General features: G+C 41.1%; 17 protein-coding genes. 9 read left to right on the top strand and 8 right to left on the bottom strand.

Features of this window, described 5'->3' with window-relative positions; genetic code table 11:
* Positions 1 to 187, bottom strand: a 187-nt coding sequence (locus FBF61_RS34955; RefSeq protein WP_205748361.1) for a hypothetical protein, incomplete at its 3' end; no start/stop codon positions are given.
* 412 nt (positions 188 to 599) lie between these two features.
* Here FBF61_RS34955 and FBF61_RS34185 point away from each other — a divergent pair.
* The 3 genes from FBF61_RS34185 to FBF61_RS34180 all read left to right on the top strand — a co-directional run bounded on the left by FBF61_RS34185 (position 600) and on the right by FBF61_RS34180 (position 3,575).
* Positions 600 to 2,123 (top strand): hypothetical protein, encoded by a 1,524-nt coding sequence (locus tag FBF61_RS34185; RefSeq protein WP_138485482.1) that lies wholly within the window; start codon positions 600 to 602, stop codon positions 2,121 to 2,123.
* A gap of 245 nt (positions 2,124 to 2,368) precedes the next feature.
* The gene (locus FBF61_RS34855; RefSeq protein WP_166444704.1) at positions 2,369 to 2,515 is read left to right on the top strand and encodes a hypothetical protein; all 147 of its coding nucleotides are present in this window, start codon (positions 2,369 to 2,371) and stop codon (positions 2,513 to 2,515) included.
* A 400-nt stretch (positions 2,516 to 2,915) separates the two neighbouring features.
* Positions 2,916 to 3,575 carry a hypothetical protein gene (locus tag FBF61_RS34180; RefSeq protein ID WP_138485481.1) on the top strand — a complete coding sequence of 220 codons (660 nt, stop codon included), beginning with the start codon at positions 2,916 to 2,918 and terminating at the stop codon, positions 3,573 to 3,575.
* 1,026 nt (positions 3,576 to 4,601) lie between these two features.
* Here the strand turns inward: FBF61_RS34180 and FBF61_RS34175 are convergent.
* The 7 genes from FBF61_RS34175 to FBF61_RS34145 form a co-directional block, all read right to left on the bottom strand.
* Positions 4,602 to 5,573 (bottom strand): nucleotidyl transferase AbiEii/AbiGii toxin family protein, encoded by a 972-nt coding sequence (locus FBF61_RS34175; protein ID WP_138485480.1) that lies wholly within the window; start codon positions 5,571 to 5,573, stop codon positions 4,602 to 4,604.
* Positions 5,570 to 6,298, bottom strand: a complete 729-nt coding sequence (locus FBF61_RS34170; protein WP_138485479.1) for a DUF6088 family protein — start codon at positions 6,296 to 6,298, stop codon at positions 5,570 to 5,572. The genes FBF61_RS34175 and FBF61_RS34170 overlap by 4 nt, the downstream gene beginning before the upstream one ends.
* A 446-nt stretch (positions 6,299 to 6,744) precedes the next feature.
* On the bottom strand, positions 6,745 to 7,269 hold the full coding sequence (locus FBF61_RS34165; RefSeq protein ID WP_229215356.1) for a hypothetical protein: 525 nt from the start codon (positions 7,267 to 7,269) through the stop codon (positions 6,745 to 6,747).
* On the bottom strand, positions 7,254 to 8,588 hold the full coding sequence (locus FBF61_RS34160; RefSeq protein WP_138485478.1) for a radical SAM/SPASM domain-containing protein: 1,335 nt from the start codon (positions 8,586 to 8,588) through the stop codon (positions 7,254 to 7,256). Before FBF61_RS34160 ends, FBF61_RS34165 begins: the two co-directional genes overlap by 16 nt.
* Positions 8,536 to 8,721 carry a hypothetical protein gene (locus FBF61_RS34155; RefSeq protein ID WP_138485477.1) on the bottom strand — a complete coding sequence of 62 codons (186 nt, stop codon included), beginning with the start codon at positions 8,719 to 8,721 and terminating at the stop codon, positions 8,536 to 8,538. Before FBF61_RS34155 ends, FBF61_RS34160 begins: the two co-directional genes overlap by 53 nt.
* 17 nt (positions 8,722 to 8,738) lie before the next feature.
* Positions 8,739 to 9,377, bottom strand: a complete 639-nt coding sequence (locus tag FBF61_RS34150) for a recombinase family protein (protein WP_138485476.1) — start codon at positions 9,375 to 9,377, stop codon at positions 8,739 to 8,741.
* Positions 9,378 to 9,785: 408 nt separating this feature from the next.
* Positions 9,786 to 10,559 carry a 2OG-Fe(II) oxygenase gene (locus FBF61_RS34145; RefSeq protein ID WP_138485475.1) on the bottom strand — a complete coding sequence of 258 codons (774 nt, stop codon included), beginning with the start codon at positions 10,557 to 10,559 and terminating at the stop codon, positions 9,786 to 9,788.
* 553 nt (positions 10,560 to 11,112) lie between these two features.
* Here FBF61_RS34145 and FBF61_RS34140 point away from each other — a divergent pair.
* The 6 genes from FBF61_RS34140 to FBF61_RS34115 all read left to right on the top strand — a co-directional run bounded on the left by FBF61_RS34140 (position 11,113) and on the right by FBF61_RS34115 (position 18,119).
* Positions 11,113 to 11,697, top strand: coding sequence for a hypothetical protein (locus tag FBF61_RS34140; protein ID WP_138485474.1), 585 nt, complete (start codon positions 11,113 to 11,115; stop codon positions 11,695 to 11,697).
* Between the two features lie 716 nt (positions 11,698 to 12,413).
* Positions 12,414 to 13,568, top strand: coding sequence for an ATP-binding cassette domain-containing protein (locus tag FBF61_RS34135; protein ID WP_138485473.1), 1,155 nt, complete (start codon positions 12,414 to 12,416; stop codon positions 13,566 to 13,568).
* The gene (locus FBF61_RS34130) at positions 13,555 to 14,826 is read left to right on the top strand and encodes a hypothetical protein (RefSeq protein WP_138485472.1); all 1,272 of its coding nucleotides are present in this window, start codon (positions 13,555 to 13,557) and stop codon (positions 14,824 to 14,826) included. Before FBF61_RS34135 ends, FBF61_RS34130 begins: the two co-directional genes overlap by 14 nt.
* The gene (locus FBF61_RS34125; RefSeq protein ID WP_138485471.1) at positions 14,813 to 16,198 is read left to right on the top strand and encodes an NAD(P)-binding domain-containing protein; all 1,386 of its coding nucleotides are present in this window, start codon (positions 14,813 to 14,815) and stop codon (positions 16,196 to 16,198) included. Before FBF61_RS34130 ends, FBF61_RS34125 begins: the two co-directional genes overlap by 14 nt.
* Positions 16,199 to 16,575: 377 nt before the next feature.
* The gene (locus FBF61_RS34120; protein ID WP_138485470.1) at positions 16,576 to 16,956 is read left to right on the top strand and encodes a hypothetical protein; all 381 of its coding nucleotides are present in this window, start codon (positions 16,576 to 16,578) and stop codon (positions 16,954 to 16,956) included.
* A gap of 437 nt (positions 16,957 to 17,393) precedes the next feature.
* Positions 17,394 to 18,119 (top strand): tyrosine-type recombinase/integrase, encoded by a 726-nt coding sequence (locus FBF61_RS34115; protein WP_138485469.1) that lies wholly within the window; start codon positions 17,394 to 17,396, stop codon positions 18,117 to 18,119.
* Positions 18,120 to 18,127 lie beyond the last annotated feature (8 nt).

Genomic DNA, 18,127 nt, shown 5'->3' with positions numbered 1-18,127 from the left:
TCTTTGAACTATTTAAATCCAGCAGCTTTTGAAGCCGAATATTACCGACAAACTGGATAAGAATTGAAGTTTTTAAATATTTACTAACCCGCAAAAGTGTAAACCAAAAGGGAACCACGTCAGTTGAAGTCGTAATAACAAATGTCCAGGAAAGACAAGCGTAGTAGTGGATACTATTGATGCTCATCTAAAATGAATGTAGAAATAGCCTTTCGAGAATCGCTGAATCTTCTAGCAATTTACATTTATACCATCGATTAAGACGTTGATTACAAATGGAATAAGACGTTTCTTTTTCTATCAATTATATTTTATAAGTCAGAGAACTAGTACTACATACCTTAGCGCAACAATATAAGCCTTTTGAAGAAACTACTTATATTGTTGTAAGCAACATTTGCAGTGTTTTATCTGGTAAGATTGTATCTTGAGGGCACATATCTAGCACGCAGACGTGTAAACTAGGATAGCCACAACGAGTATGACATAGTCAAAGTCGAATATAATTTTCAAAAATCTTAGAAGAGAATGCATTCTCACCTGAAATTAAAGATTACTAAATATTTGAATTGGGGAAAAGAACTTTCAAATATAAAACAATGAAAAATCGATCATTTTCAATAAACAGCAAACTTAATACTTCTTTAAAAATGAGAAAAACTATCCTGCTTCTATCACTCATTGCTTTTTTTACATCTTGCGATAACATTAAGCAAGATAATAGTGCACCATCTAAACAGATTGATTCATCCATCAATGTAGAAGTTGACAGGATAACTTTTTCTACCGCACTTGCAAAAGCTCTTCAAAATGAAGAATTTAGAGAGTTGATAAAATCTGAAGCATTGAAGAAATTCGACGGAGATTATGATATCTTTTATCAGAAACTAAAGGATGTTCGATTGTCCAGTGGTTTAACAGTTGAATCTTTAATTGGATCATACCTGGAAAAAGATGCAGATATCATGAAACTTACTCGAAATCTACCGCTTTTGACAATATTTATACCTGAACTTAGCCGACATTCTGCTAGCAAATGGGACACCAAAAATGAAATACCGATTGTCGGAGTACGTAACTATGGAGACCTTGCCGTTAATAAACCAATGAAGACGTTCGATAGCAATGGAAACGAAGGAAGTTTATCCTATAGACAGGATTTTTTGAGACCAATTATAATTGTAAAGGACAATGAAAGGTTGGTAGATGAACGATCAAAAACGTCAAGACTCAGTTCCGTAAATACTGAGGCTCATGAACCATATCTTGTTAACGATCTTGGACAATTTGCATTCTGGGACAATACTTTTGATAAAAGAATACCTGAAAAAGAAAAGTATGCCAGAATTAATGATTTAACGGATGGCTTTTATGATACTGAATTACTCCCTGATATTCGCGAAGCTTTTGAAAATGGTTCAAGCTGCCAAAGAGATAACGTCTATTATCGGATATTACCTCAACTGGGTCGTAACTCGGGCGTCTATCGCCCTAATTTTGCCGAAGCTCTTACGTCCATTAGATTTTCTGATAAGTCTATGTTCAACTACGTTATGGATGATGCGACTGATGGGAATTTTGAATTTCAAGTTACAATAGCAATGACCGGTGCTGCTCCTGGTGCAATCAATTCTTTAAATAAAGGAATTTCTTGTAGTAGGAATGATGTATTTAGTTTAACAGTAGATCCCGATGGTTATTTTATAGTAAACGATACTAAACTGCATTTATTTGAACCCATTCCGATAGTCGGCTGGAACATTAAGACATACGGAGATACGTGGAAGTTTGTGGTACAGGAATTAGACCCTGGCACAACTACAACGGTGAGCTCATCAGTCTCTTCAACATTTGGAACTAATTTCACTAATAACGATACGAAAACGGGCATTGGTTTTGGTACCTCTACACAGCAAGTCTTCAACTCAGGGTTTAATTATGTGACGACAGGGGCAAGCGATGCTCTTTTTGACGGAACGGCGGAATACTGCCAGCCGTTGGTAACTTCCATGTCGACTTACCCGATGCCTCCATTTGGATTTCCTGTAAATCTATACTCCCATGGCCCACAAATTACGACCGGTTACGTTACTTTAAATATGAGGACTGCCCAATTGTGGTAAAAAGTAAAGGCCAGCCAATTTCAAACGAGCTATGTATTTATTGTCCATTTTATGTGGGGGGATTCATTCATCCTCCCCACATAATTTCGCTATTAAACCCAAATAGGGATCTCACGCTTCAGTTCTACCTGTTTACACTACTCGGATAGGGTAGTCAAAAGCACGAAGCTGAAATTCGTTTAAGCTTATTAGTTATAAAGTGTTTAGGCGAACGATGGTACCTTCAGATGGTCCTTTAACAGAAAATGAAGACATGCCCTTACCAGGAAGTGTTCGCAGACACTGAGGTTAATAAAATTATCTACTTCAAGATGGGGGCGCTCGCAGGCAAGGATAGCCACGAGCTGCGACAGCGTGAGATGCTGAACGCGGACGTGGGAAGGAAAGCCTGAACCGGCAAGTAATCGGCACAACCGCGGCTGACGATGTGCTGGGGCGGCCTGAGACCACCGGCGTTCCGATCCACAACGACTCGGCCTTGGCCATCGACGTATTTGCTATGGCCAGCCCAGAGTTTTTCAAGAAGAACCATCCGGACTACCCGGCATACTTGGCTTTCAGAAGCCTAGTTTATTTTCAGGAAAAGAGGTTCGGACAGGAGAATGTGGTGGTGAAGGCGGTTTGTGAAAGCTCTTGGTTTTGTAGAAGTAGAACACACTCTTTCCATTACGTTCCGTAAAAACTGAACACCACAGGAATGGTTAAGGGATAGAACAGCTTGGTTATTAAGCTAGGGAAATCAATTATTATGTAACCCCTTTTTACTTTGTAGAGATATTTTTATAAATTTATATGAAACTAGAATCTAATGCGATGAAAACACTTCTTCTTCTTCTTTGCCCTATTCTTCTTTCAGCAATGTTGGGCTGCAAGAAAAATGATGCTGCACTGGATCTTGAAATTATAGAAGCTCAAAAAACTGCTGAGCTCCAAAATCAGTTCCATGGGAAATATGGTATCGTTAGTTCGGTCAGTAGCGAAGCCGTCGATGTAAATATGGACGGTGTAACTTCCACCGACTTGTTTCAGGAAATAGATATCCTGCCTTCGGAAAAGAACTATCATTTTGATGTGGAAGTGCGCATATACGGTCCTAATCCATCGTATGCCGGATTTGCATATATATTTAGTCAGTCCTGGCCAGAGCAATATATTCGCATAGAAAACGAAGAATGGACAGGTGGCCCGGGTTTAAATTATGATCCTTCATTACGAATAGATTTTTTGCGGCAAGGCACGTCGCGCCAGTTCTACTTTTCCGAAGATCTGAAGTTGCTCAATGTGCTACCAAGTGATAAGGAGGATCCTTATCGATGGGTAAAACCCGAATCGGTGGCGGTGGACCCTGCTGGCAGGTTAGTTATTGTCAATAAACGGTATTTGTATACAAAAAATGGAGTAAAACAAGTATCAATTACCTCGGTTTATGAGCGTTTTACAAAAGAGACCTAGCTACAAGAGTACTACAGCAGATCATCAACCTGCCAACACTTTTTAGGACGGGTCTATACTATGACTTCTCACAAGTAACGCCGGTGACTGTTGAACAACGCCGACGGCCAAAACCTAAATTATATTGACCGTGGCGAATTGCATTCAAAATAAGACTGTGATTAGCTTATAATGAATTTTAGAAGACGATAATACCAAAACTTAGTAGATCTCGGCTCTAATATCAATGATTTAACGTCAAGAGTGTCCCAAGCCGAAGCCCACCCCTCCACATTGTTTGTTCATAAAGATCATACTTATTATCAAATTGATTTTCCCATCTTCATGGATTCTTAATGACAGCGACGAGATGGATGACAATATCCACGCACTTACAAAAAGTGAAGCCCAGTTCACTCACAAAGCTCCAGGCCCGCTCGGAGAGGCATACAATCGTGCTCAGTTTTGGAACAGGGCACACAAATGATGCAGGAATATTCTGATCACCTTGACAGCGTCGTAAAGCAAAATGATCGCCTACAATTTTAAATAACAACTAGGTTAAACGAAGTCATATGTCGCGTACCTTTATATTCAACGCTTCGAGAAAATTGTCCGGCAACTTTTCGAATCCAAAAAATTAAACCGAGATTCCTTGTGGTGCTTCAGATAAGATAAAAGGTATGCGGCCTCATCGATTATCATGGGGCCGATACCGTTGTTTCCGATATGCACAAAAACCTGTGCTTCAATATCACTTAAAACAATTTACCCAAGGGGCCTAAGCGATTTTTCGTTATGCTCACGTTGCAGATAGAGCTGATAAAAGTCGCCAACAGCGCAAAAATTGAAATCAGGATTGAAATTATTACAGCCAGGGAAATCCACCATTCCGAAAAAATATTTGAGATAGAGAAGGGTTACAAGTATATCAGATTACCTTTACCATGCTATATCATTTCGTAATACCGCAGTAATTTCAACTGTGCTCTTTGCCTAAACTTGGATATTGGTAAAAAATGGTGTTTCGCAACACTAATTCTTTTCTCACAATTTCCATTGGATCAGCGCCAACCGCTCCTTAATCCGTTCCAGTGTTTTCAATACCAACTTCTCGTCCGGCAATTCGCCAAAAACCAGATTTTTAAATGTCCCGTTATAAGTGCCGCGCATCTGTGGCCATATATTGTCCAGATCAATAAAAAACAATGCTTTCGCAGGCGGGTTATATAACCAGTCATTATTATTTCTGAAACTTGTCTCATCGTCCTGCGCCACTTTGTGAAGCATTTCATCAAATTCCCCGGAACCAAAAAAGGCACTAATGTCATCTTGTTTTAATAACTGGTGCAGATCATATATGTGGCGTATCTTGTTTCTTAAATCAATTACTGGGGTTTCTGTATAAGAGAAACGCACCAAACTCATGATTTTTTCACACAATGTCCGCGTCGGTGCCAGTATCGATACTGCGAAAGGCGCAAGTGCATATTCTTCGGCCAAGCTGTGCTGACCTCTGCCCTGCATCATCTGGTAAACAAAAGAGCTTACCATTCCTGTTGCCACTGGCTCGGATGAACCAAGCCAGCTTGATTCCAGAATGATCAAATCCCTGACCTGCCCGAAATCCCCTTCGAAATTCCGAGAATACGAGTGGGCCGTTTTTCTGATCATCCCTTTTTTATTGGTAATACCTTCTGTTTCTATTTCAGGCAAGAATTCAGAAACAGCGTTGCTGATCCTTTTTAAACGCTCTTTAAGCTGATTAGTGGAAAGGCTTGCCTCTTTTAGCAGCACAAGGTCGATGTCTTCAGAAAACCTGTTGATAAAATCAAAGCATTTTGCCAGTGCGGTGCCGCCCTTGAACACCGTAAATTCTGCTAAAGGGCTTGTAAAAATGCGTTGCAGTGTAAACGTAACCCAATAATCCTTTTCAACGTAAATTTCCGGCAGCTTTAAATATTCCGCTGTGATCGAGATTGCATCGGTAAACAATTCTTTGTTTTCATGTAATCTCATTGGATATTCCAGTTTAAAGCGGTTTTCAGGGCAGCATCAGGTATGCTCAATTCAAAACGGGTTAAGGGATTAAGGCTTTCTTTAAGCCCGTTCAAATCGGTCCCGCTCTTTATATCCTCCATAACCGCCCCAAGCAAGGCCCGCACCCGTGGCGGGTAAGATAAAGCGTAATCCACCATTTGGCTTTGCTGCTCTGGCCCCAATCCTTTTATCCGGTTTTTAAATATTGCCAGTGCGGCGGAAACATCCACATCCGGGATCTTTTTCAAATCCTTCATAGCGTCCAGAAAACCAAGGATCTGGTAGTTTTCATCTGTAACATCCACATAGCTTTTAACCGGACTGACCTTTATGGTGCCAATAGCGCCGATGTTACGGCGTGATCTGCTTGCTATCTGGATAACAGAAGGTATTTGCGTGGTGAGACCCAGCTGATTGTAAAGGCTTATTCCGGTGATATAAGCCATGCGCTGTCCTTTTTGATATAAATAGGATTTAAGTATATCCTGTTCACCGGGCTGTTTTTCCCCAAAAACCGTCATTTTAGGCTTATAGAATTTGCCCTTCGACAATTTTCTAATCAGCCCTTTTTTCTGCAAACGCTCCATTGTCTTTGCAGCAGACCAGAATTCTTCCCTGCCAATAGGCAGCTGCTCATACCCGAAAGTGATATCTTCGGGCATGCTCCTGATCTTTTGCGTTATTTTTTCGGAGGTGCTTAACATTCTACAAAGATAGCAGAGTTAACCGCTTTTGTCAAGTTTTGTGTATTGTTTACTTGACAACTAATTGCCTACCCGGTCTAGCATTAAGCGTGTAAGGCGGCTTTTAGAAAGCGACGTAGGCAAATGGGCGACCCTGCTTGGCTGTCTTTTAGGTATTTTGGCCAGACAGAGCCGGACCGATCCTTCGGCATTATCGCAATACCCCTTAATTCTGATAGCCTCCTCCTCATTGGATAATTCACATGACCAAAAGCCTTCAACCGGCCCGAAAACCTCTACGGTAAAACCTTTGGGGATTTGATTAAAAACGGATTCGGGCATCACTAAACTCCATCAATATTAAAGCGGTTTGCTCCCTGTAACTTCAAATCTAAAATCCGCAATGCAATTTTGTCAACTGTATTCAGGCTGGGTGACTGTTATTTACTTGAAGCGTGCCTGGAAAACTAGTTGAGATTTCTCTCAATGGTAAATTTGTTATCATAGATGTCACGGTAATCCACATTTAACGTTACCGGGTTGAACTGTCTGATCACATTATCTTTTTCTTGCTCTGACGCATGCCGCTCAAACACCGTGTCAAATATTTCCAAATGCGAACCGGGAAGAATGACCTTTTGCACGGTTTCGGCACTGATCACGTCATGCATATATGACTTGGGGTCCAGGGTTAAAAAATCCTCTATGTTTACTGACGAGATACCATCTTTAACGAAAGCAACCCTGTCGATAATAAGCGGGCCGACACCGTTGTTCCTGATTTGAACATACATCCGCGCTTCACGATCGCTCAATACAATCTGTGCCAGCGGTCTCAGCGATTTTTCGTTATGGACACGTTGCAGATAAAGCTGATAAAAGGTTGCCAGCAGTGCAAGAATAGAAATCGCGATAGACAAAGCGGCCTGCCTTTCCAAATGGTTGGTCCCTGACAAAAGGGAAACCTCCCTTCTGGTCAGATCTTTCCACAAGACCTCAATAATTTCAAGCGTTCCCTGGCCTGAAGTTCATAATATAGGGGAATGAATTTATGGTAGATGCTGCATTGGGGGTCTTTACCGTTTTCCCGGTAAACCGGGCAACCGCTTGTACAAACGAACCGAAAGCGGCATTGCTTGCAATCTTCGGATTTCGCCTCCTGGTACTGTCCGCTTTGCTGGATCATATCGACCAAATCAATGTCCGGATTAAAAATGGACCTGCCAGATCCTGAATTGTCCCCGAAATGGACGTGGCAATATTTGAAAGAGCCATCCACATAGATTGCGCCTCCTGAAAAACCGGAAGCACAGGTTTGGAAACCCAGCTCGTTGGGCTTGAGGTCGCAAAACTGGTGCCGCCTGGAAAATTGCCAGCCGGTTTCAATGGCCTCTTTCATAATAGAATAAGATAGTAAAAGATTTTCCTCCAGTAATTCCGCGTTGACCGCCTCCCCTTTTACAATCGAATACCGGAATGGGACATCCAGACCGACCAGGTACCTGGTGAGCTCTGGTAACCCTTCCAGATTCTGATTGGTGACGACCGTATTGACGGAAACCGGGATGTTGTGTGCCAGCAATTTCCTCAGGTTGGCATCAACAACATGAAAAGAGCCAACGCCAGACCGGAATTTTCGGGTCAGGTCATGCACCTGCTCCACGCCGTCCATTGAAATCCCGTAAGTAATATTGTGCTCTTTGGAAAAATCCAGGATGTCGTCGTTCAGGATTGTCAGATTGGTGATAAAGGCAACATCCAGTTTGCAGCCCACTTGTTGCAAAGCATATGCGGCCTCAGGTATAAATCTCTTCCAGTTTTTGAACTGGCTTAGGGGTTCACCTCCTGCCAAACGAAACTTGACTGTCCGTATCTTGCGCTTTCCGGCTGTCTCCACAAGTTTGGAAAGCAATTGCCGCTTAACAATATCAGACATGCCCTTGCTGGTATTCAATGTCGATATATAACAATAGCTGCACCCAAGATTACACGCATCTGTCGTATGTATCCAGAAGTTCAAAGATTTTGGGCCGGATGGCTTGCGCGGGGCAGTGAAACAATTATCAAACCGTACAAGCTCCGATTTGGCCAGCATCGACAACAATGGTTCAAGGGCTTCGGGGCTCATGAAGAGTTTGCGAGCGAGCCCGTCAATATCATCCTGTCCATTAATTTCTTTTAAAATCCTGTATTGCGAGCCGTTCAGCACCCTGAAAGAATGCGGCGAAGCGCAATTGACAGCATAGGCATGGGTACCGTCAACTGTTTGCAGCAGCAGTTGCGGCGCTTTCCTGGGTATCAAAGTCCTCATCGAAAGTTGGGGTATAGCTTGTGCAATCACAATTGGCATTAACTGAGGAGACTTTCAGGGAATTTTTCCCAAGTATATTTTCCAGCGCTTCAACATCATCGAAAAGGATGTCGTTTTCATTTGTACAAATCATAGCAGATAAGGTTATTTTTATTTCAGTCTGTTCATTAATATATGTACTGTACTTGGGTGCCACTGGCTGTCGCCGCGAAATGTCGGAACACCCCGTTTGTTCAGCTCCCTAGATACGGCCCGTACCGAGGTTATTCCCCTGTTCCTAAGTCGATTAATGACCGGTGAAAGTTTGCGAGCAAACTCCACTGCTGCGTTTTTATTAGCCACTGAAAGTGCTTTCCCATTTTTTCCCAGGATAACACCGCGGTTTCTGGCAGCATTCAATGCCTCCTTCGTCGTTTCGCTGATCCTTTGCCGCTGTTCCTCCGCAACTGCGGCTAAAATATGGATCGTGAACCGGTTGGCATGCGGGTTATCGGTCACGATAATCTCGACATTCGATTTTACAAGCCTGGCGATCTGTTCGACATCCCTGCCTAATCTGTCCAGCCTCGCTACGACCAACGCAACCTTCATAATCTTGCACATGTCCATAGCTTCCAGCAGCCCATTCCGACATTTCCGCGTTGATTTCACCTCTATCACTTCCCGTATCAGATCATAACCGTTGAGCTTACAATAGTTCATCACCGCAATTTGTTGTGCTTCCAAACCAAGACCGCTCTTACCCTGCCTGTGTGTTGAAACACGATAGTACGCAACCGCCTGTTTCATAATCTGTTAAACCCGGAGCTGTTTATAGGTGAACCATCGATTATATTTGAACAGATTTGTTTTAAAATCTGGTTACCTGTCCTGAGAGGGAGGCTGTAACACAAGAGGTTGGGGTTACAGAAGGTGCTAAAAAGAAAGGATTTTGTTTATGGGTTAATCATCGTTAACTCATAGACAAATTGCATACAGAAATATTTTTCCATCTTATCATTTTGCAAATGACAAAATGGAAATCCAAGTTGCTTCACAGCATTGGCCTTGATCCATAATCTTGCCGAACATACTTCGAATCATACACCGCCACTACCGGGTAACAAAAAAGCAATCTTTCGATTGCTTTACAATATGAAATAACACCAGAGCATGCACTAATTGATGGACATCGCTACGTAAATCGACCGGTTTATATTAGCTCCACACGATGAATTGTTCATCTGACAACTCACCAACAAAACCACCCATTGTATATCGCCGCCCGCACAATACCTTGTTCACAGAATGGTAGTTTGTGCAATCAAAAACAATCAATGTACCCTTTGGCCCGTTTATTCTGAATTCGGGAAAGCCGCTGACAACCGCCTTATCATAAGAATAATTATCATCGTGATTGAAGTAAGCCTCATCCGAAGCTTCCCAGCGCTTAGGATAAAAGAGCGTCTCTCCTCCCAAACAATTGGTCAACTTTAGAACATAGGCAAACTGCCTTCTCACGTCCTGAATTGGAAACCAGCCAACTTGTTCACGAGGAGCAAAGTCATTATGAATTTTCAGTTCTGAGTGAAACTCCCGAACTATAGTCGCACTATAATCGTCGCCGCTCCGGTTGGTCGCTACCCCAATTTCACACCCGCAACCGCGAAACAATTCGAAAAATTTATCCACAACATTTGTGATAGTTGGGTGTTGAAGAAGGGGATGATCTTTTGCACCTTGAAAATAGGCATCTGGTCCGCTCTGCATGTTGTGAGCCGACAGTCCAATTTTGCGCGCTTTCCCTTGCAAGTAATCCTCGTCCATCTCCATCGAGTGAAGCAGCCCAACAACATGATCACATTCTTTTTCAGAAAGAAAATTTCTCACTTCCACAGCCAGGATCGTCCCGGCCAGTAATTTTCCAATCAGCAACTCAGCGTCCTCAGCTTTACCTATTGCGAAAACGCTATTTTTTTCTACATTTTTCATATTTATCGATGGATAAGCTTAAATAAATAAGTAGCGCCAACAGATAATAATGCAGAGTTGCGCAATATTTCCAAACAGACATCGTTTTAAGCCAGTCCGTTGAAGTTGTGAACAATAACGCTCTAATCGCTATTGTCACTATTCCAGCAACTTCAAAATTATCGAAAGCGGACATTTTCCTTCGCCAGGCAACTGCCTGGCTTTTTTGTTTAATGGCCATCACATCAATCAAACCCTGATGTATACAATATGTCAAAGAACGTCAGTTGGAACGCTTTCGCTGCGATCTAAACTTGCACCAAAGTAATAGACAACTATTCGAAAAAGCAAATATTAATATGACAAAATATTATTTATTTATCTGATTATCAAATATATACACATAACAAATCTTGACATTCCATGAAAAAAAATGAAGTATAAGAATATGATTATTTTTATACTTCAAAAGTTAATCTAAATTTTTAACATTTGATTTTCTCCTCAAAATTGAATATCTGAGAAACATTTTGTAACATCTAAAACAAGTCGTTACTTCGAGAAAAAAATACAGATGAAACTCGACAAATACCACCTCGCATTCATCCCTCTGGCAGTGGCGCTCAATGTCTCCATGGGATCAATCATTCAACTGCTAAAACTTCCGATTTATCTAGACGCAATCGGGACTTGTCTTGTGACTTTGTCATTAGGATTTCGGGCTGGTGCACTAACAGGGGTATTGTCATTCCTCATCGCGGGAATTGTGATAAGTCCTGTATACCCATACTTTATCGGCACCCAAGTAGCAATAGCCGGATTTCTCCATTTAGTAGCCTCCCAGGGTCTACTGGCGAAAACATGGACTCAAATACTTTGCGGTATCGCCCTGGGAGTAATTGCCGGGGCGTGTTCGGCACCTGTTAAGGTATTCCTATTTGCAGGTATTGACGGATCAGGAACAAGCCTAGTAATTGCCTATTTTCTAAAATCCGGACAAACGATGCTTAACTCGGTTCTCTACTCCGGCTTAGCTTCCGAACCATTGGATAAAACCTTACAACTTCTGATGACAGTAATAATGTTAAAAAGCATTCCGCGTAGGCTGTTAGTAAACTTTGACAATCCGCTCCTGCGAAAAAACGGGTTCCTGATATAACACTATGGCAGCGATTCACCCATATACGAGGATTTACTTTTTCTTAGCTATGACTATTGGCATCTTCACATGCCGCATGCTAAGTCCAATGCTGATAATAGCTGGCGCGTCAACATTACTAGCAATAACATCGGGACGGGTAATATCCCAAACCCTGTTCCTCACATCATTTTTTTTACCACTTCTATTTTTTACTTGCCTTATATGGGGCTTGCTTTTAAACACAGTTCCATCAGATTGGAATATCTCTTTCCATGACCCATATAAATTTGCACTATTTATAAGCACTCGGCTATACTCGCTCGGAACTACATTCTATTTATCATTCTATACTTCCCCAGAAAAGATTATACATGTTGCCCGAATAATCAAACTAAATAAAAATATTACACTCATACTATTGGGAATTTCCGCCTTACTGCCAGATATAAATTATCGCGCTAATAAGATCTTAACCGCCAGACTAGCCCGCGGAATAATGCCCGACCGAAAAATTACGACGCGTATCAAACAACTTCCATACATATTAAGACCCTTAGTAGTGGGAATTTTCGAATCCACAGTTGAGCGAGCTGAAAACTGGGAGAGGAAAAATATTCACCAATTGGTCGATGACTTTCCCATTGACAAGCCGCAAATTAACCTACTTGATTTACTCGCGATTGTACTAGGGACAGGGACAATACTATTAAACTTCTTCTATAATTTATAAAGATATGAAGTTCGTTGTTGGGCGAAATTTTAGCGGAAAAACGGCATACCTAAAAGCTATCGCCGAAAATAAACACGTGTATAATGGTCCTGATGCAACTCACTACTTGAGCGGAATAGCTTCAACCGTACGCGATGAGCTAACACTCCATGGTTACCGCGATAAATTAGAAATTAGCTTAATTCTGAGCAGTCTTGGATTAGACTTAGTCCTTGATCAGAGTCCCTATACTTTGTCAGGTGGAGAGAAGTCATTGCTATGCGCTATAAGCTGCTTAAAACTAACAAACAAGCAATTGATATTTGACAACACCTTTGAACAAATCGACAACATAAAGAAAAGGAAACTTTTCGATTTAATTAAAAGCTACGAATCTTTTGACTCACAGATTGTAGATTACAGAATTGACGAGTTACCCGAATTAGAAAAAGAAATAGACGGAAACTTTGTCGAGCAACCACAACATGAATTTGAAGATATAAAAGATTGCACAATTATCGATTCAATACACGAGACCTCCACCGTGGAATTAGATAATATTACCTTCTCCTATAATAATAAAAAAAATATATTAGATAACTGTCAGTATGTTTTTCAGTCAGGAAAAATATATTGTATAATGGGATTAAATGGATCAGGCAAAAGCACGCTCGCGAAAATACTAACTGGTATCCTACGACCAGGGTCTGGTTATATTTTATATAATGGCAAAAAAATAACCCCATTCTTATCTCCTGGGACAACGTTCGGATATTCATTTCAAAATCCTGACGAACAGATCTTTTCTTCAACAATAGGAAAAGAATTGGGAATAAGTGGTCGTTTCAACGATACCCAGGAATATATACTTAACCTGGCAAATTCATTTAATCTATCGAAGTATTTCGATCAGAACCCCTTCGAACTGCCATTCGCCATGAGAAAAAGGCTAACATTGGCAGCGACACTTGCCGCTAGACAACCATTCGTTATTTTGGATGAACCCACCTTAAATCAAGACCCTCAAAATGCATTGACAATTGGTAATCACCTCAAGGCTTTGGCAACTGCTGGTTTCGGAGTAATCGTTATCACTCATTCGTCAAAATTCGTTAACTTGCTCAACCCAACCATCCTCAGGATGGAAAACGGCAAACTAACTGACTATGTCGGAAATTAGACTTCCTTACGAGAAACTTACATGGAGCAACTTTTATCAAATTTTAGAGACTACAAATCGAAATCTGCTTGAAAATGATCTGGTACAAAATGTAGCATCTATCATTGATAACATTCCAGAAGAAGCAAGGTTCGTGTACAAGTTGGAGTACGGATTTGGCGAAGATATTTATGTGAACGGTGCTTTCCGCTATCCGGATAGCTTTCCAGACAATGAACGACAAAATCTGCACAATGCCATCGATCCATTAGGACTCATTATCCAAGGCCATGCAGAACTGTATGAGAAAGTGGACTTTGGACACATTGGTGCAAGTGAGTTCTCTGAAGGTGACAATTTAGGTCTGTTTGGATTTTGCGATACGTTAATGGAAATTGCCAACAATTTCAACCCTTCCTGGAACATTGTGGCAGGATCCAAATCAATTCTAATCCCCTACCCTTTCAACAAAGACAGCCACAAAGGACTTCATCGATGCTTATCGAGATCGATATCTAAAATTTTTTCAGGAAATGGGGATAGCATTTTCGGGATAAAAAGTGAACAAAATGACAATCACTATTTATTTATCAAGGAGATAATAGAAAAATCAGACGTTAAGAAAGTAAATTTCAAAACAGTGCTCATATTATTTCCTAAGCAGTTTTTAAAATTTGACAATATATCTCTACTGTTATTAAAGACTGGATATAAGCAAGTTTCTTATTTTCGCGTTATTGACGGAGCCCGGAATCAGATACATCAAATAAAAGGAAGTGAAAAAAGCAAAAAAATATATTCAGATGTCGGTGAATACCTACTTAGAATATCGCAAGATAAATTGATGGTATTTACATTACCTTTTAATGGTAATCGTCTAAACATACTAAACAATATACAGGAAATATTATCGCAAACCATTGAAAATGAAGATCGACAAGATAAGAATAAGCAAAAAATAGTTATTTTCAAAATGGAATTATTGAGCAACATTAAATGGGGTTTCATTCCTATTAGTAAATTATTCACTAATCGACATGCAGATCATGACAGTCTACAAGATCTACTGAGTCATATTGAGTTTTTTTTTCCGAATCATCAATTGTCAATTCATCAGGATTACCAAGGTCGAACACCTGTTAAGGATCAATTCATTAGAAGGTATTTAATGACGCACGAACATAAACCAAACACAGGTGACGACAAAAGTCACTATCTGGAGCACCCCATCCTTAAGGGAACAAACATTATATTCGAGAAGAAGAGTGTCAAAAAGTAAATTCACAAATCTTGCCCTGCTAAATTTTATAGTAAGAAAACTGTCCGCTATAAAATTAGATAACGAAGAAACTATCCTCGTAATGGTCCAACATGTTCTAGAAACTACTGGCAGCCTTGTTGAAAGTTTTTTATCACTTGGGTTTAAAGCAGATAATATTTTTATTACAGGAAAATTATATTCGAATTGCAGAGACACTGAGCAAAAATTCAGGGAGTTGGGAATTACATATATTGAAGGTGAGACACGCTTTAAGCCAGGTACATTTTCCGAATCATTTGGCAATAGTATTAAGGATCGTCTCTGGGGATCTGTTGCCGATAAATTGAAAGAGAAAGCTGGCAAACAAAAAATAATAATCCTTGACGATGGTGGTTATGGTGTAAAATATGCCCCAAAAGAAATTCTAAAAAATCATTGTATTGTTGGCGTAGAGCAAACAACAAGCGGATTGAGCGCACCCGATCAAGATCATAACATCGATTTACCAGTGATTCAGGTAGCGGCCTCTGCGTGCAAGAAATTGCTTGAACCACATCTTATCGCAAAATCTATTCTTACTATTACTCAGCGAAAAATCCCACAACTTGGCCTTTCTAGACAGCAAAAAATTGGAATTATTGGATTTGGAGATTTAGGCGTTGGTCTATACAAATACCTTATCGACAGCAATTATGATGTCTGCGTGTTTGACATTGAAAGTCGAAAACTACAAGGCATGGTTCCTGCTTCCAAGCAAGCTGACGCTGCTATCTCGCTTGTCCGCGAAAGCGATGTAGTTTTTGGTTGTACTGGGTGTGACATATCATCCGAAGAATGGACAACAGACCTTGCTGGCACTAAAATTCTGATAAGTTGCTCATCATCAGACATCGAGTTTAGAACGTTGCTTAAAAGATGTTCTAAATATCTTACGAGGATGCCTGACTCACCTTTGGATAATTTGATGATAAGAGTTTCGCCGCGTTTGAATTTCAGATTCATGCGTGGAGGATTCCCTATCAATTTTGACGGAAGCGCATATTGTTCGATTCCAGCACATGAAATCCAACTTACTCGGGCACTATTACTAATCGGTGTAATACAAGCGAATTTCTTGCTTGACAAAGCAACTAGCAAAAAACTTGGAAAAGCCACTGACGAAATCCTTAGCTATAAGAACTACTATACCCTCAACGCCGAATGGCAACACATGATTGCCCAGGAATGGCTTACAATCCCAAGCATCGCTGAATATTATGATAATGCGACAAAAAGCAAATTTAACTCTATTGATTCTGTCGCATATCACTCGGGGAGCAACCCCTCGGATAGAACTCTATTTTACGATTTTACAGCTTCAAATTTCAAAACCAATGAAGCTTATTCTTAATTTATTCGGCAATGTTCCCAGTTGATATCTAATTCAATTTACCCTAAGCGTTCAACTCTCGAAATTTATTTAACATCGTAATGGTCTAACACTGATCCATTAACAATCAACTTCCAATAACTTGAGACCAAAAGAAGCAAGAGTGAATCTGGGGCAAGGCGTGGGGCAAGCAAGAAAATACTAACTAAAAAGTGATACGTTTGAATTCATTAGCTTTGTCTTTCGGTTGAGGCTCGTGCAGACTGGGCCAACAAGGCTGCCATCGTCAACCTCCCCAGTACCAAGAAATCATCATTGTGAACAGAGCCCTCAGAAGCTATTCTCTGCCTTAAGACAGTAATGCCCACAGCAGGAGAACAATTTTGAACGTCAACGACATGACACTCCAGGAACTGAAAAAAGTACCGGAGCGAGGCCCCTTCGAAGATATCGGCGATTTCGATAGTCTAATCATCCTACCAACCAAGGAGCTTCATGACAGTGGTTACCGGGCGATGGAATTCATCGCCGTCAACAATGGAGTGCCGCTTTGCCGTCTTTCAGGCTACAGTGACGCACTGCACATAGAAGGGATGTTAGGTTCGGGAATGCTTGGGCCTGGCCTCTTGCCCAAACAAATAAAAGATACGTCCCAGTGGACAATCGACTGTCTGGCGAAAAGCGGCCTGCTGCGTCTGTTTTGTCGTCATCAAAAACTCGTGGCTGGTGACGACCAATCTTCCTCGAAATTTACTCTACCCCAATTAGTCGGTAATTAGACGTTAAAAATTCAGATGCCCTGCCCTCTACAAGAAAATTGTTCACGCTTTTTTGTGGTTGAAATTCTTATTTAACCGGTGTTAGAATCGAAGAGATCATTAACCGGGATTATCCTGTAATGGGGGCATATCTGGGGGCATGTGATCAAAATGCAAACGGGGAAATCAAATGTACTCAGATACTTATGATACTGACTTTGACTTCTGCTCGAGGAGCCATTGTCGTCTTATCCGACATAATCTGTTCTTATCAAAATTGGAAAAATTACGTTTTTCCAATCTTTTGACGTACGTTCTTTACTTCCGAGTTTCACAGACATCTATCCGCATTAACGCAATGTGGGGGCCAAAATGGGGTCAAATCCAGAATTCCCATAACATCATGCCCCCAAAACCCTGTCAACCATCTGAAAATAAAAGAAGAAAGGACGTATCACATGCCGCTATGTGACGCACAATGCCGCGCCTCAAAATCAACAGAAAAGTCGTACAAACTCTTCGATCAGCAAGGTCTATATTTGGAAGTCGCAACTTCCGGCTCCAAGATTTGGAGACTAAAATATCGCTTCAATGGAAAGGAAACACGACTAAGCCTTGGCGCATATCCTTCTGTCAGTTTGCTCGATGCTCGAAAACACAGGGACAAAATCCGCGAACAAATCAAAACCGGTATTGATCCTGTTGTTTCACGAGTTCGGGAAAAACTCACCAAGACACTCGACAACGCGTCAACCTTCGACCTGATTGCAAAAGAGTGGCATTCGAAGAACGCACCTGCCTGGAACCCGCGCTATGCACAAACAGTCCAGTATAGATTGGATAAATACGCCCTGCCCGTCATTGGTCGGTTTCCAATCACTCAACTCAAACCTCCAATCATTCTGGCCTGCATTCGCAAAATTGAAGTGACGGCGCCAGAAATGGCAAGACGCGTAAAAAACCTGATCAGCCATATATTCAAATACGCAATCGCAACTGGTCGCGTTGAAACAGACTACACCTACGGTCTGGAATTTGCCCTGACAAAATACAAGAAGAAGAATTTTGACGTGGTTCCGTTTTGGTTTACACTTTTGCGGGTTAGTAAATATTTAACTTCTCAATTCTCACCCAGTTTGCCGATAGTATTCTGCCTCGAAGGCAGCAGGATTCAGATAGTTTAAAGAAGAAT

The sequence above is a fragment of the Dyadobacter bucti genome (assembly GCF_005869225.1).
Classification (GTDB): Bacteria; Bacteroidota; Bacteroidia; order Cytophagales; family Spirosomataceae; genus Dyadobacter; species Dyadobacter bucti.
Note: the sequence above shows the minus strand (reverse complement) of the source record. Positions and strands in the feature narration are given on the sequence as shown.